The organism is Streptosporangium sp. NPDC004379 (assembly GCF_042873875.1).
GTDB lineage: Bacteria > Actinomycetota > Actinomycetes > Streptosporangiales > Streptosporangiaceae > Streptosporangium.
The window spans coordinates 316474-340965 of record NZ_JBIAMC010000007.1; the positions used below are offsets into that span (position 1 = coordinate 316474).

Sequence of the window (24492 nt, forward strand, 5' to 3'; positions counted from 1 at the left end):
ACGCCGATGCTAGCCGCGCCGCCGGGACGCGCCCTCCCCCGGCAGGGGGAGGTGACGTCCCGGATGCGTTCCTAGCGTGGGACGGCGTGATGAGAAACGTTCGGATCGCCGTCGCGCTGCTGTTGTCCGCCGTGACCGCCGTCGGCCTGCTGTGGTGGATGAGCCCGGCGAGCTACCCCTTCGGGGCGCGCGACCGTGTCACCGTGTCGCTGTCGCATCTGGTCGAACACGACGTGGCCGGCCCGATGACCGTCGCGGCGGGGCTGGCCGGGCTGGCGCTGTCGTTCGCCTCGGGCAGGGTGCTGAGGGCGGGCGCGGTCGCGCAGGCGCTCTTCTTCGGCGTGGTGCTGTCCGACGCCGGCATCATGTCCCTGCTGGGCTACGGCATGGCGCTGCTCGGGCCCGTCGCCCTGGTGGCGGGCCTGGTCATGGCGGGACTGCGCGGCAGGCCGTGGGGGTTTCCCGTACTGGGAGCCCTGCTCGTCCTGGCGGTGGCCGGCGCGCTCAGCGGGATGGTCTCGCTCGGAGGGTTCGCGGTCAACGTGGTCGCGAGCTTCGGCGCGTACGCCGGGCGGCTGGCCTGGACGCTGGCAGACGCCGTCGCCTGCGCGGTCTGGGTGGCGACGGCGGTGGCGGCCTTCGGAACCGGCCGGGCGATGCGGTGGACGCGCCCGGAGGCCGTCGCCCACTGGGGACGCGTCGCCACGATCGGAGCGGCCCTGTGCCCGCTGCCGTACGCGCTGTACCGGCTGACCTGGCTGACGCCATGGCCCACGGACGTCGATCCGGCGGTGCTGGACATGGCCCCGGGGCTCAGGGCGCAGGGCCTGGCCCTCGCGTTCGCCGGCGTCGGCGGCGCGGTGCTGACGCTCGGGCTGGTCAGCGGGTGGGGCGAGGTGTGGCCGCGGTGGGTGCCGGTCGTGCACGGCCGTCCGGTCCCCGTGCGCCTGCCCGTCACGACGGGAGGGCTCATCGCCGGCGCCTGCTGCCTCGCCTCCCCCGGCCTGGTGGTCAACACCGTGGAGGACGGAAATCCGCTCATCCTGCTGCTGTGGCCGTATCCGCTGTGGGGGGTGCTCCTGGGCGCCGCGGTGTTCGCCTACTGGCTGCGCAGACGACGGCCCGCCGCCGGGACGCCGGAGACGGCCGGCCTCCGGAGGTGACGGACCGTTCAGGAGCCGGTGCGCGCCGACCTGGCGACGACCGGCCTGACCGTTCAGGGGCCGGGGGCGTGCCGTATGCCGTGCAGTACGGCGGTCAGGCCGTCGTCGAACTCGGTCTCGGCGTCGACGCCGCGGGACTCCCGGGCGGTCTCGGCCAGGAGGGGGAACTCCGGCAGGCCGGCGATGACGCCCGTGCCGGAGCCGGCCAGCGGGCCGAGGTGGTCGAGCTGGAGCGCCCCGATGACGTAGGCGAGCAGGCAACGCAGCGCGACCACCCGCCGGGGCCCGTCGAGGCCCGCCTCCCTGAGGATTCCGACGAGCGTCTCCGACCATCCCAGCAGCCGCTCGGACCGGTGCCGCTGGGCGACGACCAGCGGGATCACCGGTGGATGCGCCCCCACGGCGTCACGCAGCCGCCGGACCATGACGGTCACCCGGCCGGTCCAGGGCCCGGCGGGATCGGGCGGGGCGGTGTCCATCCGGGACAGGACCAGGTCGACGACGAGTTGTTCCAGTTCGGCGCGGTCGGTGACGTACCGGTAGAGCCCCATGGTGCTCATGCCGACCTCTTTGGCGACGGTGCGCATCGTGAGCCCGGCGAGGCCGTCGCGGTCGATGACGGCGAGCGCGGCGGCGGCCAGCGCGGTCGGGGTGAGCGAGCGGGGACGAGGCATGGCTCTTGACAGCGTACGGCATACGCTTATCCTCGTAGGCGTATGCCGTACGCCAAAGAGCGGAAAGGCCCATGAGCTCATTCACCCACCCCCGGACCGTCGGCTCCCGCGTGCTGACCCCCGTCAACCAGCCGCCGCTCGCCGTCCCCTCCCCCGACCGGCTGATCCACCTGCAGTTCCGGCGGTTCGCCGGCTGCCCGGTCTGCAATCTGCACCTGCGCTCGGTGGCGCGGCGGCACGACGAGATCGAGGCGGCCGGCATCCGTGAGATCGCGGTGTTCCACTCGCCGGCGGACGAGCTGGCGCGGCACGCCGAAGGACTGCCGTTCGCCATGGTCGCCGACCCGGACCAGCGGCTCTACCGGGAGTTCGGCGTGGAGCCGTCCGTCCGCGCGCTGCTCGACCCGCGCGTGTGGCCGGCGATCGTCCGCGGCGTCGCGGTGAGCACGTGGCGGATGCTGCGGGGGCGGGACCGCGCGCCGTCGGCCTTCCCGCACGGCGGGCGGTTCGGCCTTCCCGGCGACTTCCTGATCGCCGGCGACGGCCGGGTACTCGCTTCCAAGCTCGGCCGCCACGCCTACGACCAGTGGTCGGTCGACGAGCTGCTCGCGCTCGCCGCCCGCGTTCCCCGGACCGAACCGGAGGCCGGCGCCACAGGGAGGAGGGAACACGCCTGACACCCCTCGCCGGTCGTCGCACGTGGGACGCCTTCCGGTGAGGGCTCCGCTCAGAAGGAGATGACGACCTTGCCGGGAACGTGACCCTCCTCCAGGTAGGCGATCGCCCGGGGGATCTCCTCGAAGGGGTGCCGACGGTCGATGACCGGGATCACCCGTTTGTCGTCCAGGAACGCGCTCAGCGTCAGCAGGTTCCGCTTGGGGCTGGGGCAGCTGAGGGCGTCGGCCACCGATATCCGGTGACCCGCGAAGCGGGACGCCGCCAGGGCGGAGAACACCTGGCCCATGGGCTGTATCCAGCGGCCGGGCGGGCCGCCTACCACCACGTAGGCCCCCTTGGGGACCAGGGTGCGGCGGGAGACGGAGACCGGCCGGCTTCCGGCGATGTCCACGAACAGGTCGTAGCGCCGGGTCTCGCGGGTGAAGTCCTGGGTGGTGTAGTCGATGACCCTGGTCGCGCCGAGGGAGTGGACCAGGTCGGCGTTCCGGGCGCTGCAGACGCCGGTGACCTCGGCGCCGAGGGCGCGGGCGAGCTGCACGGCGAACGTGCCGACCCCGCCGGACGCGCCGTTGATGAGAACACGCTGGCCGGGCAGGATGTGGCCCTCGTCGCGCAGGGCGAGGAGGGCGGTGTTGGCTGCCATCGGAACCGCGGCGGCCTCCTCGTACGAGAGGTTCTCCGGCTTCGGGGCGAGGTCGGATTCACGGACGCAGACGTATTCGGCGAAACCGCCGCCGTTGATGACGGCGAAGACGTCGTCGCCGGGGCGGAACTCCGTGACGTTCCGGCCGACGGCTTCGACCCGGCCGGAGACGTCGGCTCCCAGGATGGTGACCTTGGGGACGCGGAGCCCCAGACCGCCGGGCATCAGGCGTGCCAGGTACGGCTCGCCCCGCATGTTGTGCCAGTCGTACGGATTGACGGAGCCGGCGCGTACCCGGACCAGGACCTCGTCGTCGCGAGGAACGGGGACGGGGATCTCGGTGAGCGTCAGGACATCGGGGGGACCGTACGAGCGTGAGACGAACGCCTTCATCGCCATCTCCCTGTGCGAGTCGGTGCCGGGGTGATTGAAAGGCTAGGAAACGCGATCGCACCCACGAATCAGCCGAAAGTACGCCTGATCGCTGGATGATCGGCCGAGCGGAATCGGGCCTTTCGTGCGATGAGTGGAGACGGGCGAAGAAGTCACGATCCCCTCATGACCGAAAGCAGCGTGAGGGGCGCGAAGCCCGACAAGGTACGGCCCGGCGGACGGCGCGCCGGAGCCCCCGGCTGGATGGTCCCCACCGGCCTGATCATGCTCAGCGCGATTCCGGTGGTCGCCGGCGCGCTGCGCCTGGGGGAACTGGCGGGCGGCGCGACGGGCGATCCCGCCGACGCGCGGTTCTTCGCCGCGCCGCTGCCCGTGGTGGCGCACATCATCGGAGCGTCGATCTACGGCATCGTGGGCGCCTTCCAGTTCACGCGGAGGTTCCGTCGCAGGAGGCCGGCCTGGCACCGCATGGCGGGACGGGTCCTCATCGTCTGCGGACTCGTCACCGCCCTCTCCGGCCTGTGGATGACCGTGTTCTACCCCCGCCCGGAAGGCGACGGCGATCTCCTCGCGGCGTTCCGGCTCGTGTTCGGCACGGCGATGGCGGTCTCCATCGTGCTCGGCTTCGCCGCCGTCCGGCGAAGGGACCTCCGCCGCCACCGCGCCTGGATGACCCGCGCCTACGCGATCGGCGTGGCCGCGGGCACCCAGGCGTTCACCCAGCTCCCCTGGATGCTCCTCGTCGGGCCTCTCACCGAGACCCCCAGGGCCCTGCTCGTGGCCGCCGGATGGTTCATCAACCTCGCCGTGGCCGAATGGGTCATCCGCAGACGCTAGCTCCTGATCCGGTGGGTCTCGTACGCCCACATGGCGATCTCCACCCGGTTCCGGGCGCCGAGCTTGGCCATCAGGCTGGCGATGTGGGTCTTGACGGTGCTGAGTGAGATGTGGAGTTCGTCGGCGATCTCACTGTTGGTACGTCCCCGGGCCACCGTGACGAGGATCTGTTCCTCGCGCTCGGTGAGCGCCTCGATGGGACGGACCAGCGGCGCGGCGGGCCCGGCGTGCGCGAAGGCGGTGAGCAGGCGGGCGGTGACGCTCGGAGCGATGAGGGCGTCACCGGCCGCCGCGGCGTGAACGGCCTGGGAGAGCAGCTCGGCGCCGGCGTTCTTCAGCAGGAACCCCCGCGCTCCCGCACGCAGCGCCGCGTAGACGTACTCGTCGAGGTCGAAGGTGGTGATGACCACGACGGCGAGCGGGTCGTCGACGGCGGGCCCGGCGAGCATCCGGGTGGCCTCGATGCCGTTGAGCACGGGCATCCGGATGTCGAAGAGGCACACGTCCGGCCGGAGCCGCCGGGCGAGCTCGACCGCTCGCCGCCCGTCGGGGGCCTCGCCGACCACCTCGATCCCCGGCTGCGCGTCGAGGATCATCACCAGCCCGGTACGGACGATCTCCTGGTCATCGGCGACCAGCACCCGGACGCTCATCCGGTCACCCCGGTACGCGGCAGCACGGCGGTCACGCTCCACCCCCGGCCGGGATCGGGGCCCGCCACACAGGTGCCCCCGAGGAGATCGGCTCGTTCCATCATGCCGATGATCCCGTACCCGGGTGTCCCCGTGGGACGGGCGGGATCGCCGTCGTCGCTCACGTGCAGACGGACCGACGTGTCACCGGCGCTGACCCGGACCAGGACGCGGGTGGCGTGCCGCGCGTGACGCCGGGCGTTGGTGACCGACTCCTGGGCGAGGCGGTAGATCGCGGCCTCGACGGGAGGGGAGAGACCGGCGGTGTCGCCCTCGACCTCCACCCGGACGGACGGGCCGGACCGTCCCGGACTTTCGAGCTGGGAGAGATCGGCGATGCTCCGTCCGGGCGCCAGGTCCGCGGGCGCGTTCCGGCGGAGGACGTGGACCATGGCGCGCATCTCGGCGAGCGCCTGGGCCGCCTCCGCCTCGATCACCCGCAACGCCTCGGTGGCGGCGTCCGGCCGTGACGCCGCCGTCGCCAGCCCCGCCTGCGCCCGGATCGCCATCGCCGAGACGTGATGGGCGACGGTGTCATGCAGATCCCGGGCCAGTTGCTCGCGTTCGAGCAGTTTGGCCTGGTCGAGTTCCCTCGTCCGCGCCCTCGTCCGGTACCGGAACGCCGCCCCCAGGGCGGTCGCCGCGAGCACGACGGCGAAGGCGGCGGCGGTGTCGGCGGGACCGGGGTAGTCCACGACCACGGAGAACGCGGCCTTGACGAGAATGATCGCCAACCCGGCGACCGCCTCCCGCCCTGACCCCCACCGGAACAACGCGTAGGGCAGGAGAAGCAGATAGACCATGGTGTTGGACTCGGGTGAGTCACCGCCCAGCAGCACCTGGGCCACACCGGACGCGCCGAACGCGATCGCGACCATCAGCAGCGGCCGGGTGCGGCGCCACAGCAGTGTGGGTACCAGCCCGGCCGCGAGGATCACCGAGACGACCCGCGAGGGCATGTCCGGCCGTACCACCCCTTCGAGCAGCGCGACCGGCAGCAACACGCCGACGAGCACCCAGTCTCGCCACACCCGCCGCGGTGCGCCGGGGGGACGGGGCTCGTACCACACGGAGCGAATGAGGCCGTGCACGAAGTCATGGTACGAGAGACTCCGCCACTTACAATCAGCCCAAAGTACGAGACATTTCGCTCACCGAATTGATAACCATCTCGAACATGGATCAGAACCGTCCACGCCCTCATGCGTTCAGCTACTGAGGAAGCTCAACCCGAGAAAGGTTGCCCATGCGTCTGCATCCGGGTGAGACCCAGGCCGTCGGCTGGCAGGTGGTAACCGTTCTCGATGCCGTCCGGCGGTTGTGTGACGCATCACCCGGCGTCACCGGACGTGCGAGGGTGATCGCGATCGACGGCCGAGGGGGCGCCGGCAAAACGACCTTGGCCGAGCGGCTCCGTGGGGTGGTTCCCGGCTCCGCCATCGTGCACACCGACGACATCGCGTGGAACCACGCCTACTTCGACTGGGGCGCCGTACTCGTCGAGAACGTCCTTCGTCCCGTGCACCGCGGTGAGGCGGTGGACTTCCGCCCCGATGCCTGGATCACCCACGGCCGTCCCGGATCGATCACCGTGCGCGTGAACGGCCGTGGGACCGAGCCACCATGATCGTCGCCAGCCATCCACAGATCGACCACGACCCGGCCACCGAGCTGGTCATCGCCCCGCCCACGGGTTCCCAGGCCGCCGTCGCCGTCGAACACGCCCCGGCCGCCGGGAAACCGGTACGAGCGAACCCGCCGAGTCCTCTCTCGCCTCACGAGGAGACCTGACGTACGGCTCAGCCTCGCCGCAGAACCCGCCCTCCCCGACCGGCAGGCCGTACGGCCTGAAGCACGGACGGTGGCGGCCGGTCCCGGCGGGCACCGGTCTCGGCTGATCCGTCACGCCGAGTCCTCACCCGATTTCCACGGACTCTGTGGGGGGGGCGGACGTCGCCTACGTCTACTCCCCGTCCTTCTACGACGACTCCAGCAGCGTTCCTCCGTTGAACGCGGTCGTCTGGAACCGCGCCATGACCGAGGACCGCATCCGGACGGACCTCACCCACCAGTGGGAGAGCGAGTCCGATCGTGCGCCGGCGCCGTCGCCGCACACCCGACAGAAGCGGCGCGGAAAGTGTCGGGTGGTCGGGACCGATGCCGCCGCACGATGGGGACATGGATGACACGACCCTGGTATCCCGCTTCCTTCGTGACGGCTTCGTGAAGCTGGAGGGCGCCGTCGCGCCGCGCGTGGCCGCGGACTGCGCGCGGCTCCTGTGGCGGGAGACGGGCTGCGACCCGGACGACCCGGCGACGTGGACACAGCCCGTGCACTGGGTGGGTGGCCTGGCCCAGGGGCCTTTCGCCGCCGCACCCAACTCCCCGTTCCTCCACCACGCGTACGACCTCCTCGTCGGCGCGGGCCGCTGGGAGCCGCGCTACTCGCTGGGCTCGTTCCCGCTGCGCTTCCCGCACCCGGAGGAGCCGGACGACGCGGGCTGGCACATCGAGGGCAGCTATATGCCGGAGGGCGAGACCTGGTACTTCACGAATGTGCGATCCCGCGACCGGGCGCTGCTGATGCTGTTCCTGTTCAGCGAGGTCGGTGAGGAGGACGCCCCGACCCGGATCCGGGTCGGCTCGCACCTCGACGCGCCGAAGGTGCTGGAGAAGTACGGGGAGGACGGGGCGAGCGGGCTGACCCTCGCGCCCGACCTGGTGGCGGCGTCCGACCACCGGCCGCTCGCCCTCGCCACCGGGTCCCCGGGTGACGTCTTCCTGTGCCATCCGTTCCTGGTGCACGCGGCGCAACCACACCACGGGGCGCGGCCCCGCTTCATGGCCCAGCCGCCGCTGATGCCGGCCGCGCCGTACGAACTGGAGCGGGCCGACGGCGCGTACTCGCCCGTGGAGATCGCGATCCGCCGGGGCCTGGGAAGGGACACCCCCGGCCCGGACGGGGACGGCGCCGACGACAGCGCCGGATAGACGCGCTCGGCGCGACAGGCGGGACACGGATAGGTCATGTACGGCGTCGGACAGACGCGTCCGGCGCGGCAGGTGGGGCACGGGTGGTCATGTACGGCGGAGGCGGGACAGCGGTGGGTCTGCGGGTGAGCGGCCGCAATGCGCGATTCCAACGGTGGGAGGCCCTCCTCCGGAGCCGGACCAAGCGGCAACGTCACGGTGAGTTCCTCGTGCAGGGCGTGCGCCCGATCACCATGGCCGTCGAACACGGCTGGCGGATCCGGGAACTGCTCTACGACGCCGGCGGTCAGCTGTCCGGCTGGGCACGCGGGGCCCTGGACACGGTCCGGGCCGAGAAGATCGCCGTCTCCCGTGAACTGATGCACGAGCTGGGAGGCAAGGCGGACACGGTTCCGGAGCTGCTGGCCGTGGTCGCGCTGCCGGAGGACGACCTGTGCCGGATCCCGGCCGCGCCGACCATGCTCACCGTCGTGTTCGATCGGCCCGCCAGCCCCGGCAACATCGGGACCCTCGTCCGGTCCGCGGACGCCTTCGGCGCCTCCGGGGTCATCATCACCGGCCATGCCGCCGACGTGTACGACCCGAAAGCGGTCCGGGCGAGCACCGGCTCGCTGTTCGCCCTGCCCGTGGTCCGGGTGCCCTCCCACCGGGCCGTTCTGTCCTGGGTCGATGAGATCCGTGCCGCCGGCATCGGCATGAGCATCGTGGGAACCGATGAGCACGGCGCACTGGATGCCGCCGAGTACGACTTCACGCAGCCCACGCTGACCCTGATCGGCAACGAGACCACCGGTCTCAGCTCCGGCTGGCGTGAGGCCTGCGACCGGCTCGTCCGGATCCCGATGTCCGGGTCCGCCAGCTCCCTGAACGCGGCGACCGCCGCGACCGTCGTGCTGTACGAATCGGCCCGCCAGCGGACCGCCGCCGCCCGGCGGTAGCGCGCCGGCGTTCCAGAGCCGTCCCCCATTCGCGGGCTGAAGGAGGGCGAAGGGCCATCGGATTAGAAGCGGATGACCCTTCATGGGCTTCGCATAGCCTCTGATCTGCGGAATGAGGTGTCGGGGTGAGCCGAAGACGGGGATCATCCCGTGCATGTCCCGCAACGCCTATCGAGTAGCCACGGCTCCCTATGAGTCCCTCATGGTCTCCTCGCTGACGGGCATGCAACGGGCACGGGGCATGGCTTCTGCTTCCTCGCGGCATGCCTATGGTCATATGGCCGGGCCGAGGAAGGAACGTCTCCACACGGTCCTGTGGACGCCGGCTCGGCCGAGCGGGACGCTGGCATGGATGTGCTCGCGCTGTGTGCTTTCCCGTATGACAGCGGTCTCAGAGTTTGTACAGCCTGTTGAACGGTGTAGTGATTCGTTGCTGCCGCGATCCGAAATCGACGAACACGGCGATCTCGTCTTCTACAGCGATGACGACGCCGAGACCATACCGATCATGGGTCACTTGGTCGTTCACGCTGAACCGCTCGGCAGGCGGGGCGGGGGGCGGGGGCTTGAAGGGGCTTGTGGACAGGTGGCGACGGGGCGCGTCGCTGGCTGACTTCATCCCCACCAGTATGTGCCGCCTGTTGGAACGCTCGCAACGGGACATGGACATGGCCCTGAAAATGACCAAGGCGCGAGTCTGGATCAGCGTCCTGACCTAGGCCTTCGCGCGTGGAGCCGATGACGGGAATCGAACCCGCGCTGTCGGCTTGGGAACTGCATCGATCATGGCCCACTGGAACCCTGAGCTGGGCAGCGAGCCGGTCCTGAGTGACCGTGGCGGGCCCCTCGTCCCCCTCTTAATGGCTTGCTAAGGGCCCAACGATCAGCCAGCGACCTGGTATTTCTCGCGCAACGCGCGTACCCCGGCCCGCCTGATCATCCCGTCCGCCTTCGACCCGCCCGAAGGGGAAGCGGGCCAGGGTCACGGGGACAAGGTGGAGCCCCCAACCGCAGGAACGGCCTTGGCCCCGTGGCCCTGGCCCGCTCGGCTTGTCCTGGGTCGATGGTGGGCGGGATGATCAGGCTTCCACCTCAGCCACCCACGAACCTCAGGCCCGAACGGCGATCATCCCGGAGCCGGAGCGCCCCCGCCGGAGGCGATCTTTTCCATGAGGTACGGGTGGAGAGATCATCCGAGTAGCGGGAACTCGGCACGTGAGTGCCAGCGGTCTCCGTCGCTGACGAAGAGGCTGACCAACGTGACGTTGGCTGAGATGGGCAGTCGTGCGGTCAGCGCGGCTTCCGCCTCGTCGAGCACATGCGCCTGTTGGCCGTGGGCGACAGTCAGGTGCGGGATGGCGTACGGCTGCATGGTCCGGAAACGCAAAAGAGGCCCCGAAGGGCCTCTGAGCTGCCAGTTGGCTGGTGGCAGGTGCAGGACTTGAACCTGCGTAGGCTGAGCCGACGGTTTTACAGATGTCATGCAGCCGTTCCGGCGATTCCGCGTTCTTCCTGGTCAGGCATCGACCAATAGCGCCGGAGGGTCCTCGTCATCCTCGTCGTGCCACGTATGTGCCAGATGACCTCTGGGACCGTTCTCCGTGCCATAGTCGGCGTCGAGCCCTTCCGCGATCTCCCGGTCCCGGCCTTCCACGGCCCGAGCGTAGTGCCGGGTGGTCACGCTCGCGTTGGCGTGGCCGAGCCGACGCGCCGCCGCCATGACGCCGTGCCGGTCGGCTACCCAGGTGGCATGCGTGGCGCGTAGATCATGCGGTGTGACGTCCTCCAGCCCAGCCGCCATGACCGCCGGATCGAAGTGCCAACGACGCCAGGCGTTGTAGTGCAACGGCTTGCCTGTCTTGCCGGTGAACAGCAAGGTGTCGGGGTCATCAGCCAGTCCGCCGAGATGAGACCGGACGGCCGCGACCACGAAGCCGGGGAGCGCAATTTCTCGCCGCTGATGAGACTTGGGCGTGTCGAAAACGTGCCTCCCTGCGATCTCCGCCAGGGAGGCCGCGACGATCAAACGGCCCTGGTCGAGCTCAACGTGCCGCCGCCGCAGCGCGAACGCCTCACCGATTCGCAGGCCACCGTACGCGAGGAGCTGCACAAGCAGGCCGTGAGGTGCCCGCATGGCCGCGACCAGACGCTCTACCTCTTCCCGGGTGAGGATGTGCGGCTCAGTCTCGGGCATCCGGGGAAGCCGAACGCCCCGGCACGGGGACGACTTGATCAATTCATTGTTCACAGCGGCCGTCATGATCTGGGACATGAGCCGGTACGCCTGCCGGACCCGCGAAGGGCTGAGCCCCCGCTTGATCAGACTCGCCACCCACTCGTTGACCATGATCGGCCTCACCTGTCCGACCTCACTCTTGCCGAAACGCGGCTCTATCAGCGTCCGGAGAAGCGAGCCGTAGGAGGCTCGCGTCTTGGGCTTGAGGGAAGGACTCACCGAGGAAAGCCAGCGCTCCCCCCACTCCTTGACCGTGATCTTCGCCTCTTCGGGGTTGATCCACTCCCCTCGTACGATCTCAGCTTCCTTGAGAGTGAGCCAGCGTTCGGCATCCCGCTTCTTCGCGAACGTCTGAGGAGCCGAGCGCAGTTGCCCATCAGGCCCCCGATAACGGGCCTGCCAGCGCCCCGAGGGCAGCTCTCGCGTGTTGCCGAAACTTCGCTTGGCCATCACGCGGCCCTCCTGCGTCGTTTGGTGGTGATGGGTTCGACGAGCCCCGCCGCGATGAACGCTTCCAACGCCGCTTCGGGGATGCGGACGTTGCGCCCGACGTGGACGAAGGTGATCCGGCGTTCTTCGATCAGGCGACGGGGGAAGCGGACCGAGGTGTTGAGCCGTTCGGCGGCCTCTTCGACGGTCAGCAGCCGGCCTCGCGCCAGCTCAGGAAGGAGCGAGGTGGGTTCACTCCCTGCCCTTCTGGTCACGCCGCCACCTCCAGTTTGGGGACTGCCGAAAGATCGGGGACGGGACTTCCGTTCGCCCTGGTGTCGAGTTCGAGGAGCCGTGCGCGGATGCGGTGCCGGTTGGCGACGCCGCGCAGCAGCCGAAGCGGCAAGGGTGTTCGGTTCGGGTCCTTGGTGGAGACCGGCCGCCAGACGTAGCGGTGCGGGTCGGTGGCCTCGTCGGGGAGGCCGAGCATGTCGAGCACCCAGGCCCGGCGGTCGGCCTTGTGTTCGCGGAGGGTCTTGTTGGACCACTTGCGGGAGACGAGCACGCGCCGGCCCGCGTAGCCGAGGTGTTCGGCCTTGTGCGCCTTGCCCCGGCACCGGCCCGGAGCCATGCCCGGCTTGGCGCCCTTGGGCTGCACGCCGTACCGGAGCCAGTTCGGGCACGTCGGCGCGCACGGCTCGTAGCGCAGTGCTTCGACCATCCGGGCGGCGTGGTCACGCCGGGCGGAGTTCTCGGCGTCGTCGGGGTCGAGGGGGTCGCCCAGGCTCTTGGTCAGGTACTTGGTCAGGTAGCCGATGCGCTTGTGCGCGTCCGGCGATCCGGCGATGACGCCTTGAACGTCGACCTGGTCGCCGAAGCGGAGCACGTGCAGGGGTTCGGCGTCGTCGTCCTGGTCGAGCCGGTCGAGCGCTTCGTACCAGGTGGGCAGCACCTCCCCCGTTTCAGGGTCGAGATAGTCGCCGCTCTGCCCGTCCGGGTAAGCCTGGTCGTCGCCCAGGTCGGCCCGCGGAGCCCACACCGGCAGGTGATCGCCCTCGAAGCGCACTTCATCGACCGAAGGCCACCACACCTGGTGATAGGTCGCGGCGGCAATGGCCTTGATCTCGGCGCGGGGCAGGGTGCCGCGGATCGCCATGTGCAGATGGGGAGCGAGCCGCTTCTGTGGCTCCACGGTGGCGAAGTACTGCACGTCATAGCCGGCCACTCGCCGGAGGTTCTGCACGAACCGATCGACGAGCTTGGAGAAGTGCAGCGCGTCCCGTGCCGCTCGCGCGTAGTCGTAGGTGGCCGGGTTGACGGGCACGCCTCGTCCGGCCTGGATGCGGCCGTAGGACGGCAGGGTCAGGGTGACGAACAGCGAAGGCCGGAGCACCGTGCCATCGACGCCGACGAAGGTCCGCCCCAGCGTGGTGTTCTGCCTGGCCCGCTTGGGCAGGTCCGGAGCGTCCTGGCGACGCTTGGTCGAGCGGGAGCGCTTGGGAGCCGTACGGCCGGCCAGGACGTTGCCCCGCATCCCCGCGGCGTTGATCTCCGCATCGATGCCCCGGATCGCCTCGTCCCAGTCGGCGACGTCCTCACCGTTCCGTTCGGCGGCATCCCTTTGCGCCTGCACGTCGGCCCGGAACTCGATCAGCCACCGCTGGTCTTCGGTGGAGGGGTTCGGTTCGGCGATCGGCTCGTGGTCGAGGTGCCAGCCCTCCCGGCACTGAGCCCGGCGGAGCTGCCGGTTGCGCTTGGCACACGGCGGACACTTCGCCTCCTGCGTGGCTCCACAGGGAACGTCGAACGTCTCGCTCTTACCGGTCTGGGTGTCGAGCCGACGCAACTCGATCGGGCGGATGCAGACGCCGTTGAGCTTGGCGACCTCCACGGCGACGTCGAGCGCCAGGGGCAACGTGTCGCGGACGAGCCGGGGAAGGGTGCGATCCGAGGCATCGGCGGGGACGTCGGCCGCAGGGGAGAACGGTGGGGCGGGGGTGTCGGTCACATGGCCTCCCTTCGGTCGAGCACATCGGCGCACAGCCGGTAGGCGTCGCTGTAGGGGTCTTTACGAAGCCGCAGGTTGACCAGCTCGAAAGGCGGGACGTCGGCGGCCTTGGGGCCGAGGAGGCCGCAGGCTTCCAGTTCGGCGAGCGTGGCGTGAAAGACGATCCTCATCACGCGGCCTCCCCCGTCTGGGGCAGGGGGAGGGTGGCGGCGGTGAAGACGGCGACCATGTCGCGGATGTCCGCGTCGGAGACGTAGCCGGCCCGAGCGCGCATCGGCTCGGGTGAGGTCTCCAGCCGGGCGTAGGCGATGCCCGCGCCGAGGTCCGGATCAGGCGAGATGAGATCGGCCAGCGCGCCCCGATCCCGTGCGCCGTCGCCGAGGACCATGTCCACCTGCTCCGACTCGTCCAGCCGTAGCGCGATCTTGTCGGGGAACAGGTTGCGGATGCTGAGCACGTCTTTACGCGGGTCCTGCAACGCGGCCAGCACCCCGACGCCGACCGCCCGCCCCTGAGTGGTGAGGGTCGCCAGCGCAGCCGAGATACGTAACTTGAGTGCCTTGTCTTTCTGGTAGGCGGTCAGGAACGCCACCTCGTCGACCACCACCAGGACAAACGGGTCATCGGTGGTGGGCGTGTGGTCGCGCCGTACTCCGGCGAAGCGGCCCGCTCTTTCCTGCATCACCTTGACGGCGTCCTCCAGCAGGTCGGCGCAGGCGTCCGGATCGGCGGCGTACCGGTCCCCGAACAGCGCACGGCCGAAGGACAGTTCCATCAGCTTGGGGTCGAGAGCCCAGATCTCGACCAGGCCCGCCCGCACCGCGGGTAGCAACCCCCGGATCGTGGACCAGATGATCGACCCCTTGCCCGCCCCGGTCGCGCCCGCGACGAGAACGTGAGTGCCGTGGACCTTCAGCCGCCACGGCGTACCGTCCTCCCGCTTGCCGATCTCGACCGGCCCGACCGACACCGCGTCAGGGATGGGCAGCGCCGGGAACGGAACGGCCAGCGGGTCACGACGGGGGAAGGCCAGCAGCAGCCGGCCCGACCGGACGACCGTCACCCGGCAGGAGGCCGCGCCGAACCCGTGCGCGAGATGATCGATCCGGTCGGACCAGTCCTTGACCGACTGGCCGGTGAGCATCCTCACCGTCACCAGATCGGCCCACGAGGTACAGGTGACCTTGACCAGATGGGGGACGAAGTCGCGGCCCCGGAGATGACGGCCGAGACCGGAGATCATCATCACCGGTTGCCAGTGCCGCCGGTACACCCACACCAGCCGCCAGAAGGCCAGCAGCCGCCAGCCCACCAGGGACAGGAACGAGGCCCGCCCGAGCAACGCCCAGCAGGTGAGACCGGCGAGCGTCCCGGCGACGAGGCCGAGGCCGTACGGCCAGCCGTAGCGCACCGACAGCGCGCAGGGGACGGCGACGACGGCCGAGGCGATCGGGTGACGCCAGACCAGCCGCACCAGGCCGGCCAGCAGCCGCCAGACGAAGACGACGATGGTGATGATCGCCGGGGTACGGACGACCGCCGGACGGAACACCACCGCTGTGTCAGGGGTCGTGGACACGAGGTTCTGCGCCTCGTGACCGGGCAGTTTTTTGAACATTAGACTCGTGCTCTCTTCCTTGATGTGGTGTCGGGGGAGAACCGAGGAGCCGCCGGAAGTTGCACCTTCCAGCGGCCCCGCTTCATGTCAGGCCGCGAGGACGTAGGGCGTGGACTCGCTCATGCCGCCGCGGCCTCCTTGCCGGCGGAGGTCTGCGGCTTGACCGCACCGGCACCGGTCCGGGGAGCGCGCATCGCCCGCGCCCGGATCGACCAGGCCAGACGGCCGGTGTTCTGTCCGACGTACGGCGTGACGCTCATGCCCTCGAACTCGACCGGCACGAACGGCAGGCCCGGCAGTGGAGCCGGGGGAACCGGCTGCACCGCGGACAGGATCTTGACCGCGACCGTCTTCTGTCCGGCCTTGACGGTCGGGTCGGCGTCCATGACGGCGACCTGCCAGACCGGCTCACCGGTGGTCTTGTCCTTGGCGTAGACGGTCCGGCCGTTGGTCGAGGCGGTGAAGTCCTTGACCTGCTCGACCTCACCGACGATGTAGCAGCCGTGCGGGAAGACCTGCTCGAAGCTGACGGGGATGGGGCCCTGGATGGCCATAACTTGTTCTCCTATCGTTCTGTCGTCAACTCGTACTGTCGAGTTGAACGGTACTTCGAGAACGGACACTCGACAATACGAGTTTCCGAGATGCTATGTGATGTGGGTCACACTACAGCGCGTAGGCTTCTTCCAGCTCATGCAGAGCGCCGGGAAGCGTGACCTCGATGACCAGCACGGGACGGCCCGAAGCGTCGTGGACGCGCGCGAAGACACCCAGGACCGCAGCCGTCTTCCCCAGCCCCAGCACCTTCGCCTCATCGGGCAGAGGGTGACGGGCAGCCAGCCGCTCCACGGCGTGATCGAGTCGCAAGCCCTTGACTCCCTGAAGGTGCTGGCGAACGCTCACCGTCAGCGGCTCATCACGCCCGAGATCGGTCCCTTCGGCCAGTTCGAGCGGACACCAGAAGGTGACCAGCTCACACGGCTCATCCGCTTCGCTCAGCAGGACGCGGCGCATCATGACCGGAGCCTTCTCCGGCAGCGAGAACACCGCCGCGACGTTGGCCGGCGCAGGATGCGGCCCCACGGCGATGACCACCCCGGCATCAGGGCCTTCGACCCTGTCGAGGACCGCACGGCCAGGCCGGGAAGGGGTGTCGTCGGTGGCCGGCGGTGAGGTCTTCACATAGGAGCCCTTGCCGTGCTCCCGATCGATGATCCCGCGAAGCTGCAACACCTGAAGCGCCCGCACCACGGTAGGGCGGCTGACGGCGAACTCCCGAACAAGCTGCGTCTCGGAGGGGAGCTGCGAACCGGGGGGATAGGTGCCGTCCGCGATCTTGCGCCGGATCGCCGTGACGATCTGCGCATACTTCGGAGGGGCGTATTCACCATCAGAAACGGACATGACAACAACCCAACTACTCGACTTATCGTCAGCATAGATCAGTTCCGACTTGCAAAAGCTGACCGCATCATACGAATGGAGAGTGCGGCGGTGCGGGACTTTGAGGCCCCTCCTGCCTCGTCAGCCGCACCGCCGCACTCGTTCTACCGAGCGTGCCCGGACAGGATGTCCGTCCAGACCGCCCGAGCTTCAGCGATCGACCACCGATGGGTCTCATGGATCTTGTAACCGTCATCGAGCTGGAGGGTCCGCCGGATGAACGCCCGTCCCCCGCCCTCGCACAGCTCGTACACCGTGGCCCGGCACGCGCACGTCCACCTCGTGGAGCGAACGCGCTCAAGCGTCTGGTACGGCTCCCGCCAGTCCAGCCGCACGTGATCGCGTTGCGCCATGGCCACGTGCGGGCTCAGGCACTCTTGGAGTGGAAGCACCGCGCACCTTCAGCGGTCACCCCGGACGACGGGTGCGCGTCGTGAAGATCTTCGTAGCGGAACGCGATGCGGCGCGCGGCCCGAGCGGGCTCGATCGCCGGGTGCCATGCGTAGGTGAAGCGCTCACGCCGGTCATCCCATCCGGTGCGCCACCAGAACCGGTCACCGTCACACCACACGACGAGTCCGACCACGACCGACACCAGGGCCAGGCCGTACCCGGCATGGACCTCGGAGGAGATCCCGTTCAGCTCAAGCTCAGCGTGCAGGAACCTGGCCGTGTCCAGTGGGGAGAGGCCGTCCGCCGGCATCGCTACGTCGCTCACGGCGTCGTCTCCCGCACGGCTTCCGGAGACTGGGCGCCCCAGCACGTCGAGCAGACGGCGCGCACCCGGGGAGAGGGCTTGGCCTCAGATGTTCCGGCGAGCAGTTCCCGCCGCGGGCTCACGTACTTCCACCCCCGATCCCCGCAGGACACACATTGACCGGTCACGAGATCCCGCCCTTTCCAAATCGCCGAACCCTGCTAGCCTGGGATGAAATTACATACCTAGCATGTTCCGCTAGACCTGGTATGTCAATCCATACCAGGCAATTAATTGGGACGGGAGGATCGCATGAGCCGCAGCAGCACAGACAGCACCGGGCAGCCGAAGAAGCCGGCATATGTCCGCATCGCCAGCACGATCAGAGAGCAGATCAAATCCGGGACGTTGCAGGCCAACGACCCGGTACCGAGCGCGGCCACGATCTGCGAGCAGTACGACGTCAGCATGATCACCGCAAAGAGCGCGCTGAACCTGCTTCGCACCGAGGGCCTGGTCTACGGCATCGCCGGTAAGGGCACGTTCGTCGCCCCGAACCGGCGCATGATCCGGACGGCTCCACATCGGTACTTCCAGAGCAAGGAACGCACATACGTCCAGGAGGCCGAACGAGCCGGCCTCAAGCCGGAGGCCAACCACTCGACCCGCGTGGTGGCCGCCTCCGAGTCCGTCGGGCAGCGGCTGGAGATCGCCGCGGGAGAGGACGTGATGGCGACGGAGTATCGGATCTTCGCCGATGGACGACCGATGAGCATGTCCATCTCATGGGAACCGCTCTCGATCACCAGAGGTACCGAGATCGAGCACCCGCACCGGGGCCACTACGCGGACAGCGGCCTCAACGCCAGGTTCTCCGCCATCGGCTGGACGATCGAGCAGGTCGAGGAGCATCTGATCATCCGACCGCCCACGCCCGAGGAAACCGCGGAGCTGATCATCCCCGAGAACGTTCACGTCCTGGAGGTGCGGCAGACCGTACGGGCGACCCAGAACGGCACCGACAACTTGGTGCCGGTCGAAGCGGCCGACATCGTGTTCCCGACCGACCGCTACGAGTTCACATACTTGATGGATCGGCCCCGATGACGTGAGGATGCGCCTATGACCGAAGACCCCCACCTGGTCGACGAGTTCGGCGAACCTATCCCACTCAGGCCCGGAGGATGCCCGAACTGCGGCCAGCAGTTCGCGACACGACAGGCCCAAGCGTGCTGGAAGTGCGGAACTCCGTTTGATGCTGTAGAGCAGCCCGACCCGAGTCCGGACCGACTGTCCGAGCCCGACGACTGAGGCACCTCTCTTCGGAGGGGTGCCTTTGTCGTACTGCGATCATTGCCGAATTGTTCTTATGGGTATCAAGGCGGCGGCGCGGCGCGCCGCCGCACGGCCCGCCGCCCGAACGCCGCCCGAGCGTGCGGCGTGGGCGCCGGTCTCGGCCGGCGGCGGGACTGCGGGCCGCCCGCCGTACTCACCCCACGCCGCGCCTACACGAACACGCCGACCGTGGTGCCACGCCGCCGCACCAATGCAGCCCTACGATCGCCACGTCGTGGCCGGTCGCTGTACGTGGTCGGGGGCGATCGAAGGTCCGGGGCTTCGTTCCTCAGCCCCGACCCACCGAGCATCATGGCGCGGGGGAGATCAGGCGGGAGGATCGCACGGCATGACGCCACTCATGCTTTCGGGTTTGGAGCATCGCTGGTGATCCGCGTACCGACGTCCTCACCCTGGCAGATCGCTCTCATGACACTTGTTGCCGCTACGTCGAACACGTGCATGAGAAGCCCCTGCTCATCGGCGAGCACGAAGGCGCTTTGGTCCATGACCCTTACTCCGGCCGACAGAGCTTCTCTATAGGTGAGATTGGTATAGCGCTTCGCGTCCGTGTTGAGGTTCGGGTCACTGTCGTACACCCCGTCAACGCCACGCTTGGCCACCAGCAGCGCATCGGCGTCAAGCTCCAACGCGCGCTGGACGGCTGGATAGTCGGTGGTGACGTACGGCTGACCGATCCCGCCGGCGAGCAGCACGATCAGGCCGCGACGAAGATGCCGGTCGGCACGGAGCCGGATGAAGGGCTCTGCCACGCTCTGCATGGGCACCGCGGTCATTACTCGCACGTCCGTTTCCGAGCGGGCGGTCAACACCCCACGCAACATCAGCGCGTTCATGACCGTGCCGAGCATGCCAATGTTGTCGGCTTCGGCCCTGCCGATGCCCCATCCTTCGGCCATCCGGCCACGGAAGTAGTTGCCGCCCCCGATCACTACGGCGATCTCGATACCAAGCTCGTGCACTGACAAGATCTCATCCGCCAGCTGAGCCAGGCTGGCCGGATCCGTCCCCCAGCCGGCCTCTCCCGCGAGCGCCTCACCGCTGAGCTTGACGACGACACGTGAATAACGACGCACACTCGTTCCCTTCACGGCCGCACGGTCGGCGACCTGATCAAGGATACGAGGAGCCATCCTCAACCAGAAAGAAGCGGTCACAGACTTGATCAGCGTGCCACAGGCGTGCCAGATCTCACGGGAAACGGCGGGGAATCACGGGGACTCAGAGGCAGAGAACGAAGAAGGCCCCGCACCGCGTTTCCGCTGGTGAGAGGCCTCTTCCTGCTGGTGTGGCAGGTGCAGGACTTGAACCTGCGTAGGCTGAGCCGACGGTTTTACAGACCGCTCCCTTTGACCACTCGGGCAACCTGCCGCGTCATCCGCTCCAGGCGGCGACATGAGAAAGAATAGCGGACTTCGGGGTGTGACGTGACATCGGCGGGATCCAGCCCGTACGGGCCCGCCACGCGGGGATCCGGGTCCCTGTACGGACGCCCCGCCATGCGGGGGTCCCACCGCCACGGGATCCCGGATGCGGAGGCCTCGCCGTACGGGGCTCTGCCGCACGGGATTCCGCGGGGGCGGGCCGACCGCGACGGAAGGACGATCACTGTCACCTTCGTCGGGGTGTTGACGGTGACGTTCGATGTGTGCCGACCGGTGAAAGCGCTAGTGTCGGCGGGAGACTTAGAGAGGACAGCCAAGGCATGGCCGACAGCAGTTTCGACATCGTCAGCAAGATCGACCACCAGGAGGCCGACAACGCGCTGAACCAGACGGTCAAGGAGGTCGGGCACCGGTTCGACTTCAAGGGCACCGGCGCGAGCATCGCCTGGGCGGGCGGGCAGAAGGCCGTCGAGATCCGGGCCAACAGCGAGGAGCGGGCCAACGCCGTCCTCGACGTCTTCAAGGACAAGCTGATCAAGCGCGGGCTCTCCCTCAAGGTGCTGGACGCCGGTGAGCCCAAGCTCTCCGGCAAGGAGTACCGGCTCATGGTCAACCTCAAGGAGGGCATCGACCAGGAGCACGCCAAGAAGATCTCGAAGATCATCCGGGATGAGGGTCCCAAGGGCGTCAAGGCCCAGATCCAGGGCGAGGAGCTGCGGGTGAGCTCCAAGAAGCGGGACGAGCTGCAGGAGGTCATCGCCCTGCTCAAGGGCAAGGACCTGGAGATCGCCCTGCAGTTCACGAACTACCGTTGACGCCCGGGGAACCAAGGCCCTGATCTTCGGCGTCAGGGCCTTGCGCTCCCGGGAGGGCGCACCGGACGCACCCAGGCCACGCGGGCAGCGCACCTGACAGAGTCCACCCTCCCGCTTCCCGTCCGCCGTGGGAGAAGGCACACGCCGTACAGAGCCCACTCTCCCGCTCCACGCCCACCGAGCAGGAGGGCACGCGCCGTCAGAGGGCGCGACGCCACCGGCCCGTCTCCGCGTCGGTCGCCCGCGCCGCTCGCAGTCCCTCCTGGGCGGCTTGATCGCGCGCCTCGGCCTCGGGGGGCCGGGCGAGCGTCACTCCGGCGTTCGTCAGAACGCCCAGGTCGAGTTTCCAGGTGAAACGCGAACGGTGCCGCCAGAGCTCGAACGCCTCATCGACATGACGCCGGGCCTGGACGGAGGTCATGCCGGTCACCGTACAGAGGTGGGCCAGGGCCTGCGCGTCCACACCGCGAACGGTGGCCAGCCCGAAGTGCGTGGCCGTGTGGCAGTCGCTGCAGAGGCAGATCAGCCGGCGGAGGTGCTGCGTCAGGGTGGCGTCGTCGTAGGCCCATCGTTCATGGGCTTCGAGGTAGCGGCGTGCGCCGCGGTCCTCTCCGCGGCCGCACGCCTCGCAGCGCCGTCCGGCGCGCTCGGTGATCATCCGGCGGAGTCGTTCCCAGTCCTTCTCGCTGACGCAGGTCCGGACGTTCGTGAACCAGCACGAGGAAGGCACGAGATCGGCGAACAGCCCCGTTCCCCATGAACGGTCCTCCCCCGGCAGCAGGTCCGGCACCGGAGGCATGGCCGTCCATCGGTCGAGGGCGGCCATGCCGTGGCGAGGGGCGTACCAACGGCGTGCCTGCGGGTCCCATCGCGCCCCGAGCGCCTTGGCTTCGTCTTTCTGACCGTAGGGGACGTCGAGCCAGATCCGCTCCACCATGTCCGTCCTCCCTGCGACACAGGCTTCCAGGATGAGTTTTTACCGTGGAGCGGAATCAGGATACCGAGCGCATCCCTCCGTGAGGGAGAACCCCGGCGAAGGGAGCCGACGCGACGAAGCGGACGGTGAACACCGAGACCGGCGTCGCTCGTGAGCCGGACTCCTTCAAGCCCCGGCGGGATTCGCGGAACCGGCGAGTGCCTGGAGAACAGCCACTCGCTATCTTCCCTTTTATGGGGAAAATTCATGACAGGATCGACGATCGGCTGCGCGCGTTCATCGAGGCGCAGCCGGTCTACTTCGTCGCCACCGCCCCCGAACAGGGCGGACACGTCAACGTCTCCCCCAAGGGATACGCCGACACCTTCGCCGTCCTCGGCGACACCACCGTCGCCTACCTCGACCTGGACGGCAGCGGCGTGGAGACCATCTCCCACCTCCGCCAGAACGGCCGCATCACGATCATGTTCTGCGCCTTCTCCGGGTCGCCCAACATCGTCCGCCTGTACGGCACCGGCAGGGTCGTCGTCCCGGGCGACCCCGACTTCCCCGAGCTGATCCGGAACTTCGGCCCGCACCCGGGCGTCCGGACGATCGTCGTCGTCGAGTGCGACCGCATCGCCGACTCCTGTGGCTACTCGGTGCCGTTCATGTCCTTCGACCAGGACCGGACGCTGCTGGACGAGTGGACCGGACGTAAGGACGTCCAGCGCAGACGTGCCTACCGGGCCAAGCACAACCGCGAGAGCATCGACGGCATCCCCGGCCTCGCCCCCGAGGAGACCGACCCTGTCGCCCACCATTCCTGAGAGCGGGGTTCCAACCCGGCGGTCCTCATCCGCGTTCATTACGGGTGAGAGGAGACCGCATTGGATCGCTATGACGGCTTCCGTGAGTTCGTCCGCGCCCGTCAGCAATCGCTGGCCCGCAGCGCGTACCTGCTCACGGGAGACGCCCATCTCGCTGAGGACCTGCTGCAGAGCGTCCTCGCGAAGGTGGCCGGACACTGGCCGAAACTCCGACTGAACGGCAACCCAGAGGCGTACACGAGAAAAGCACTGGTCAACGAGTACCTTTCGTGGCGGCGCCGTATCAGGAGGGATCTGCCGAGCGCCGATCTCCCCGACCATGGATGCTCCCATGACGATGCCACGCTGAACCGGATCGTCCTCGGCCAGGCCCTCCGGCGGTTGACCGCCCGGCAACGCGCCGTGATCGTCCTGCGCTTCTATGAGGACCGGACGGAACGTGAGACCGCCGAGTTGCTCGGCTGCTCGGTCGGCACGGTCAAGAGCCAGACCCACCACGCCCTGGGCCGCCTACGCGCGCTCGCGCCCGAACTGGCCGGGCTGTTCTCCGACGCCGCCCCCCAGGAGGTGACCTGATGACCCGGCTGCACGACGTGCTCGCCGAGATCGCCGACGAGGTCCCGGCCATGGATCTGGCCGACCGCGCCATCACCCGGCACAGACGCAGACGGCGGATCACCGTGGCGCTCACCGCGACCGCCACGGTGACGGTGGCTCTGCTGGGCGTCGGGGTGGGTACCGCCCTGTCGCCCTTGCCGCGGTTCCGGGAGAGTCCGATCACCGCCGCCTCCCAGGCTGAACCGTACTGGTGGGAGATCAAGTCCGTACCGCTGCCGGATCGGGGCGCGGCCCAGGTCCGTTACGCGTACCTGGGGTCGTGTGCCGGAGGAGCGGCGACGCCGGATTGCAAGGGCGGCTGGCGGGTCGTCACCCAGGACGGCAGGACCTACGACGTGGTTCAGGCGAACGGAGACTCCGCGGTGGACACCGGCCCGTTGGCGATCACCCCGGACGGCCGGACGATGGCCTACTACAACCGGCAGAAACAGGCATTCGAGGTGCGTGACCTGAAAAGCGGGAAGGTGCTCACCGCCCCGCTCAAGGTTCTCCCGAGACAACTGCAGGGCGATGTGTTCCTGCGTCTGTCGGGCAACGGACGTTACCTGGCGTTCGCCGCCTTCTCCGGCGGGAACGAGCCCGGTGCGCTGGTCGACATGCACAACGGCCGGGTGACGACGCTTCCCGCCGACTGGATGCCGGTGAGCGTCGGCGACGACGGGACCGTGCCGGTGGCGAACTGGTGGGACATGTCGTCCCGGATCCGGCTGGTATCCCCGGCCGGTAGGGGGCGCAAGGTGACGATCCCCGAGTACGGTCAGAACTTCAGTCCCCTCGCCCCGGACGGCCACACCATGGCCATGGTCGGAAAGGCGACGGGCAGCGGACCGTCCTGGAAGGACAGCACGCTCCTGCCTTTCGACGCCGTGACGGGCGAAATCGGGAACAGGGTGACGGTGCGCGGGCTGCCGGAGGGCACCGGCGCGTCCAAACTGGGCGCCTGGTTGAACGACACCGAGGTCACGGCGCTGGTACGCCGAGTCGACGGGATGGGAGGGAGACCTGGCGCAAAAAGCCCGGAGGTTCTCTACGCAGTGGACATCCGGACGGGTCATGCCCGTCCGCTGGCGACCTACCGGCCCCCGGGCTTAACCGCCGCTCTCTTCCTGCCCGGCGTCGTCTACTGAAGGAC

Annotated in this window: 29 protein-coding genes and 1 tRNA gene; 12 read left to right on the top strand and 18 right to left on the bottom strand. The window is 68.9% G+C overall.

The features are described from left to right. Nucleotides 1-86 precede the first annotated feature (86 nt). Nucleotides 87-1163 carry a hypothetical protein gene (locus ACFYSC_RS18210; RefSeq protein WP_389962513.1) on the top strand — a complete coding sequence of 359 codons (1077 nt, stop codon included), beginning with the start codon at nucleotides 87-89 and terminating at the stop codon, nucleotides 1161-1163. 53 nt (nucleotides 1164-1216) lie between these two features. Here the strand turns inward: ACFYSC_RS18210 and ACFYSC_RS18215 are convergent, their stop codons facing one another. After that, entirely contained in the window at nucleotides 1217-1837 is a 621-nt protein-coding gene (locus ACFYSC_RS18215; protein ID WP_389962516.1) for a TetR/AcrR family transcriptional regulator, read from the bottom strand. A gap of 71 nt (nucleotides 1838-1908) precedes the next feature. Between ACFYSC_RS18215 and ACFYSC_RS18220 the strand changes: the two genes are divergently transcribed. Further along, entirely contained in the window at nucleotides 1909-2514 is a 606-nt protein-coding gene (locus tag ACFYSC_RS18220; RefSeq protein WP_389962519.1) for a peroxiredoxin-like family protein, read from the top strand. A gap of 50 nt (nucleotides 2515-2564) precedes the next feature. Here ACFYSC_RS18220 and ACFYSC_RS18225 read toward each other — a convergent pair whose 3' ends face one another. Further along, a complete protein-coding gene (locus ACFYSC_RS18225; protein WP_389962522.1) occupies nucleotides 2565-3551 on the bottom strand; it encodes an NAD(P)-dependent alcohol dehydrogenase in 987 nt (328 codons plus the stop codon). A gap of 165 nt (nucleotides 3552-3716) precedes the next feature. On the opposite strand from ACFYSC_RS18225, the gene ACFYSC_RS18230 reads away from it, so the two are divergent. After that, the gene (locus tag ACFYSC_RS18230; RefSeq protein ID WP_389962525.1) at nucleotides 3717-4388 is read left to right on the top strand and encodes a DUF2306 domain-containing protein; all 672 of its coding nucleotides are present in this window, start codon (nucleotides 3717-3719) and stop codon (nucleotides 4386-4388) included. Here the strand turns inward: ACFYSC_RS18230 and ACFYSC_RS18235 are convergent. Both ACFYSC_RS18235 and ACFYSC_RS18240 read right to left on the bottom strand, forming a co-directional pair. Further along, nucleotides 4385-5041: a response regulator gene (locus ACFYSC_RS18235; protein WP_389962528.1), complete on the bottom strand. Its 657-nt coding sequence runs from the start codon at nucleotides 5039-5041 to the stop codon at nucleotides 4385-4387. The two genes, ACFYSC_RS18230 and ACFYSC_RS18235, sit on opposite strands and share 4 nt — an antisense overlap. After that, nucleotides 5038-6171 (bottom strand): sensor histidine kinase, encoded by a 1134-nt coding sequence (locus ACFYSC_RS18240; protein ID WP_389962530.1) that lies wholly within the window; start codon nucleotides 6169-6171, stop codon nucleotides 5038-5040. Before ACFYSC_RS18240 ends, ACFYSC_RS18235 begins: the two co-directional genes overlap by 4 nt. A 155-nt stretch (nucleotides 6172-6326) precedes the next feature. Between ACFYSC_RS18240 and ACFYSC_RS18245 the strand changes: the two genes are divergently transcribed. From ACFYSC_RS18245 to ACFYSC_RS18260, 4 genes are all read left to right on the top strand, one after another. Continuing rightward, nucleotides 6327-6707, top strand: a complete 381-nt coding sequence (locus ACFYSC_RS18245; protein ID WP_389962533.1) for a hypothetical protein — start codon at nucleotides 6327-6329, stop codon at nucleotides 6705-6707. Beyond that, nucleotides 6704-6871, top strand: coding sequence for a hypothetical protein (locus tag ACFYSC_RS18250; protein WP_389962536.1), 168 nt, complete (start codon nucleotides 6704-6706; stop codon nucleotides 6869-6871). Before ACFYSC_RS18245 ends, ACFYSC_RS18250 begins: the two co-directional genes overlap by 4 nt. Before the next feature lie 387 nt (nucleotides 6872-7258). Continuing rightward, nucleotides 7259-8071, top strand: a complete 813-nt coding sequence (locus ACFYSC_RS18255) for a phytanoyl-CoA dioxygenase family protein (protein WP_389962539.1) — start codon at nucleotides 7259-7261, stop codon at nucleotides 8069-8071. Nucleotides 8072-8160: 89 nt separating this feature from the next. Continuing rightward, a complete protein-coding gene (locus ACFYSC_RS18260) occupies nucleotides 8161-9009 on the top strand; it encodes an RNA methyltransferase (protein WP_389962757.1) in 849 nt (282 codons plus the stop codon). Nucleotides 9010-9400: 391 nt separating this feature from the next. Here ACFYSC_RS18260 and ACFYSC_RS18265 read toward each other — a convergent pair whose 3' ends face one another. The 11 genes from ACFYSC_RS18265 to ACFYSC_RS18315 form a co-directional block, all read right to left on the bottom strand. Continuing rightward, the gene (locus ACFYSC_RS18265) at nucleotides 9401-9628 is read right to left on the bottom strand and encodes a hypothetical protein (protein WP_389962542.1); all 228 of its coding nucleotides are present in this window, start codon (nucleotides 9626-9628) and stop codon (nucleotides 9401-9403) included. A gap of 570 nt (nucleotides 9629-10198) precedes the next feature. After that, the gene (locus tag ACFYSC_RS18270) at nucleotides 10199-10381 is read right to left on the bottom strand and encodes a hypothetical protein (RefSeq protein WP_389962544.1); all 183 of its coding nucleotides are present in this window, start codon (nucleotides 10379-10381) and stop codon (nucleotides 10199-10201) included. Between the two features lie 144 nt (nucleotides 10382-10525). Further along, nucleotides 10526-11695, bottom strand: coding sequence for a tyrosine-type recombinase/integrase (locus ACFYSC_RS18275; RefSeq protein ID WP_389962760.1), 1170 nt, complete (start codon nucleotides 11693-11695; stop codon nucleotides 10526-10528). Then, nucleotides 11695-11949, bottom strand: coding sequence for an excisionase family DNA-binding protein (locus ACFYSC_RS18280; RefSeq protein WP_389962547.1), 255 nt, complete (start codon nucleotides 11947-11949; stop codon nucleotides 11695-11697). Before ACFYSC_RS18280 ends, ACFYSC_RS18275 begins: the two co-directional genes overlap by 1 nt. Then, nucleotides 11946-13682 (bottom strand): replication initiator, encoded by a 1737-nt coding sequence (locus tag ACFYSC_RS18285; protein WP_389962550.1) that lies wholly within the window; start codon nucleotides 13680-13682, stop codon nucleotides 11946-11948. The genes ACFYSC_RS18280 and ACFYSC_RS18285 overlap by 4 nt, the downstream gene beginning before the upstream one ends. Beyond that, entirely contained in the window at nucleotides 13679-13852 is a 174-nt protein-coding gene (locus ACFYSC_RS18290) for a hypothetical protein (protein ID WP_389962553.1), read from the bottom strand. The genes ACFYSC_RS18285 and ACFYSC_RS18290 overlap by 4 nt, the downstream gene beginning before the upstream one ends. Beyond that, nucleotides 13852-15300: an FtsK/SpoIIIE domain-containing protein gene (locus tag ACFYSC_RS18295; RefSeq protein ID WP_389962556.1), complete on the bottom strand. Its 1449-nt coding sequence runs from the start codon at nucleotides 15298-15300 to the stop codon at nucleotides 13852-13854. Before ACFYSC_RS18295 ends, ACFYSC_RS18290 begins: the two co-directional genes overlap by 1 nt. A 119-nt stretch (nucleotides 15301-15419) precedes the next feature. Then, the gene (locus ACFYSC_RS18300) at nucleotides 15420-15854 is read right to left on the bottom strand and encodes a plasmid replication, integration and excision activator (RefSeq protein ID WP_389962559.1); all 435 of its coding nucleotides are present in this window, start codon (nucleotides 15852-15854) and stop codon (nucleotides 15420-15422) included. Nucleotides 15855-15966: 112 nt separating this feature from the next. Then, nucleotides 15967-16704, bottom strand: a complete 738-nt coding sequence (locus tag ACFYSC_RS18305; RefSeq protein ID WP_389962562.1) for a GntR family transcriptional regulator — start codon at nucleotides 16702-16704, stop codon at nucleotides 15967-15969. Nucleotides 16705-16847: 143 nt separating this feature from the next. Next, the gene (locus tag ACFYSC_RS18310) at nucleotides 16848-17135 is read right to left on the bottom strand and encodes a hypothetical protein (RefSeq protein ID WP_389962565.1); all 288 of its coding nucleotides are present in this window, start codon (nucleotides 17133-17135) and stop codon (nucleotides 16848-16850) included. Then, nucleotides 17111-17461, bottom strand: a complete 351-nt coding sequence (locus ACFYSC_RS18315) for a hypothetical protein (RefSeq protein WP_389962568.1) — start codon at nucleotides 17459-17461, stop codon at nucleotides 17111-17113. Before ACFYSC_RS18315 ends, ACFYSC_RS18310 begins: the two co-directional genes overlap by 25 nt. Before the next feature lie 291 nt (nucleotides 17462-17752). Between ACFYSC_RS18315 and ACFYSC_RS18320 the strand changes: the two genes are divergently transcribed. Further along, nucleotides 17753-18547: a GntR family transcriptional regulator gene (locus ACFYSC_RS18320; protein WP_389962571.1), complete on the top strand. Its 795-nt coding sequence runs from the start codon at nucleotides 17753-17755 to the stop codon at nucleotides 18545-18547. Between the two features lie 587 nt (nucleotides 18548-19134). On the opposite strand, the gene pyrH is transcribed toward ACFYSC_RS18320, so the two are convergent. Together pyrH and ACFYSC_RS18330 are read right to left on the bottom strand one after the other, a co-directional pair. After that, nucleotides 19135-19953 (bottom strand): UMP kinase, encoded by an 819-nt coding sequence (pyrH, locus tag ACFYSC_RS18325; protein WP_389962574.1) that lies wholly within the window; start codon nucleotides 19951-19953, stop codon nucleotides 19135-19137. 132 nt (nucleotides 19954-20085) lie between these two features. Next, nucleotides 20086-20167, bottom strand: a tRNA-Tyr gene (locus ACFYSC_RS18330). 334 nt (nucleotides 20168-20501) lie between these two features. Here ACFYSC_RS18330 and ACFYSC_RS18335 point away from each other — a divergent pair. Then, nucleotides 20502-20996, top strand: a complete 495-nt coding sequence (locus ACFYSC_RS18335; protein WP_362941771.1) for a YajQ family cyclic di-GMP-binding protein — start codon at nucleotides 20502-20504, stop codon at nucleotides 20994-20996. A 199-nt stretch (nucleotides 20997-21195) separates the two neighbouring features. Here ACFYSC_RS18335 and ACFYSC_RS18340 read toward each other — a convergent pair whose 3' ends face one another. Next, nucleotides 21196-21933: a DUF5710 domain-containing protein gene (locus tag ACFYSC_RS18340; protein WP_389962578.1), complete on the bottom strand. Its 738-nt coding sequence runs from the start codon at nucleotides 21931-21933 to the stop codon at nucleotides 21196-21198. Nucleotides 21934-22166: 233 nt separating this feature from the next. On the opposite strand from ACFYSC_RS18340, the gene ACFYSC_RS18345 reads away from it, so the two are divergent. Genes ACFYSC_RS18345 through ACFYSC_RS18355 form a run of 3 tightly spaced genes read left to right on the top strand, consistent with a single transcriptional unit; the run spans nucleotide 22167 to nucleotide 24487 of the window. Then, nucleotides 22167-22742 carry a pyridoxamine 5'-phosphate oxidase family protein gene (locus ACFYSC_RS18345; protein WP_389962581.1) on the top strand — a complete coding sequence of 192 codons (576 nt, stop codon included), beginning with the start codon at nucleotides 22167-22169 and terminating at the stop codon, nucleotides 22740-22742. A 60-nt stretch (nucleotides 22743-22802) separates the two neighbouring features. Next, a complete protein-coding gene (locus ACFYSC_RS18350) occupies nucleotides 22803-23318 on the top strand; it encodes a SigE family RNA polymerase sigma factor (RefSeq protein WP_389962584.1) in 516 nt (171 codons plus the stop codon). Continuing rightward, the gene (locus tag ACFYSC_RS18355) at nucleotides 23318-24487 is read left to right on the top strand and encodes a hypothetical protein (protein ID WP_389962587.1); all 1170 of its coding nucleotides are present in this window, start codon (nucleotides 23318-23320) and stop codon (nucleotides 24485-24487) included. The genes ACFYSC_RS18350 and ACFYSC_RS18355 overlap by 1 nt, the downstream gene beginning before the upstream one ends. Nucleotides 24488-24492 lie beyond the last annotated feature (5 nt).

Coding starts and splice junctions, on each gene's coding strand:
- ACFYSC_RS18355 (WP_389962587.1), top strand. CDS start 23,318: ATGACCCGGCTGCACGACGTGCTCGCCGAGATCGCCGACGAGGTCCCG.
- ACFYSC_RS18270 (WP_389962544.1), bottom strand. CDS start 10,381: ATGCAGCCGTACGCCATCCCGCACCTGACTGTCGCCCACGGCCAACAG.
- ACFYSC_RS18250 (WP_389962536.1), top strand. CDS start 6,704: ATGATCGTCGCCAGCCATCCACAGATCGACCACGACCCGGCCACCGAG.
- ACFYSC_RS18230 (WP_389962525.1), top strand. CDS start 3,717: ATGACCGAAAGCAGCGTGAGGGGCGCGAAGCCCGACAAGGTACGGCCC.
- ACFYSC_RS18225 (WP_389962522.1), bottom strand. CDS start 3,551: ATGAAGGCGTTCGTCTCACGCTCGTACGGTCCCCCCGATGTCCTGACG.
- ACFYSC_RS18245 (WP_389962533.1), top strand. CDS start 6,327: ATGCGTCTGCATCCGGGTGAGACCCAGGCCGTCGGCTGGCAGGTGGTA.
- ACFYSC_RS18290 (WP_389962553.1), bottom strand. CDS start 13,852: ATGAGGATCGTCTTTCACGCCACGCTCGCCGAACTGGAAGCCTGCGGC.
- ACFYSC_RS18305 (WP_389962562.1), bottom strand. CDS start 16,704: ATGTCCGTTTCTGATGGTGAATACGCCCCTCCGAAGTATGCGCAGATC.
- ACFYSC_RS18345 (WP_389962581.1), top strand. CDS start 22,167: ATGGGGAAAATTCATGACAGGATCGACGATCGGCTGCGCGCGTTCATC.
- ACFYSC_RS18235 (WP_389962528.1), bottom strand. CDS start 5,041: ATGAGCGTCCGGGTGCTGGTCGCCGATGACCAGGAGATCGTCCGTACC.
- ACFYSC_RS18260 (WP_389962757.1), top strand. CDS start 8,161: ATGTACGGCGGAGGCGGGACAGCGGTGGGTCTGCGGGTGAGCGGCCGC.
- ACFYSC_RS18215 (WP_389962516.1), bottom strand. CDS start 1,837: ATGCCTCGTCCCCGCTCGCTCACCCCGACCGCGCTGGCCGCCGCCGCG.
- ACFYSC_RS18300 (WP_389962559.1), bottom strand. CDS start 15,854: ATGGCCATCCAGGGCCCCATCCCCGTCAGCTTCGAGCAGGTCTTCCCG.
- ACFYSC_RS18335 (WP_362941771.1), top strand. CDS start 20,502: ATGGCCGACAGCAGTTTCGACATCGTCAGCAAGATCGACCACCAGGAG.
- ACFYSC_RS18220 (WP_389962519.1), top strand. CDS start 1,909: ATGAGCTCATTCACCCACCCCCGGACCGTCGGCTCCCGCGTGCTGACC.
- ACFYSC_RS18255 (WP_389962539.1), top strand. CDS start 7,259: ATGGATGACACGACCCTGGTATCCCGCTTCCTTCGTGACGGCTTCGTG.
- ACFYSC_RS18295 (WP_389962556.1), bottom strand. CDS start 15,300: ATGTTCAAAAAACTGCCCGGTCACGAGGCGCAGAACCTCGTGTCCACG.
- ACFYSC_RS18265 (WP_389962542.1), bottom strand. CDS start 9,628: ATGAAGTCAGCCAGCGACGCGCCCCGTCGCCACCTGTCCACAAGCCCC.
- ACFYSC_RS18340 (WP_389962578.1), bottom strand. CDS start 21,933: ATGGTGGAGCGGATCTGGCTCGACGTCCCCTACGGTCAGAAAGACGAA.
- ACFYSC_RS18275 (WP_389962760.1), bottom strand. CDS start 11,695: ATGGCCAAGCGAAGTTTCGGCAACACGCGAGAGCTGCCCTCGGGGCGC.
- ACFYSC_RS18320 (WP_389962571.1), top strand. CDS start 17,753: ATGAGCCGCAGCAGCACAGACAGCACCGGGCAGCCGAAGAAGCCGGCA.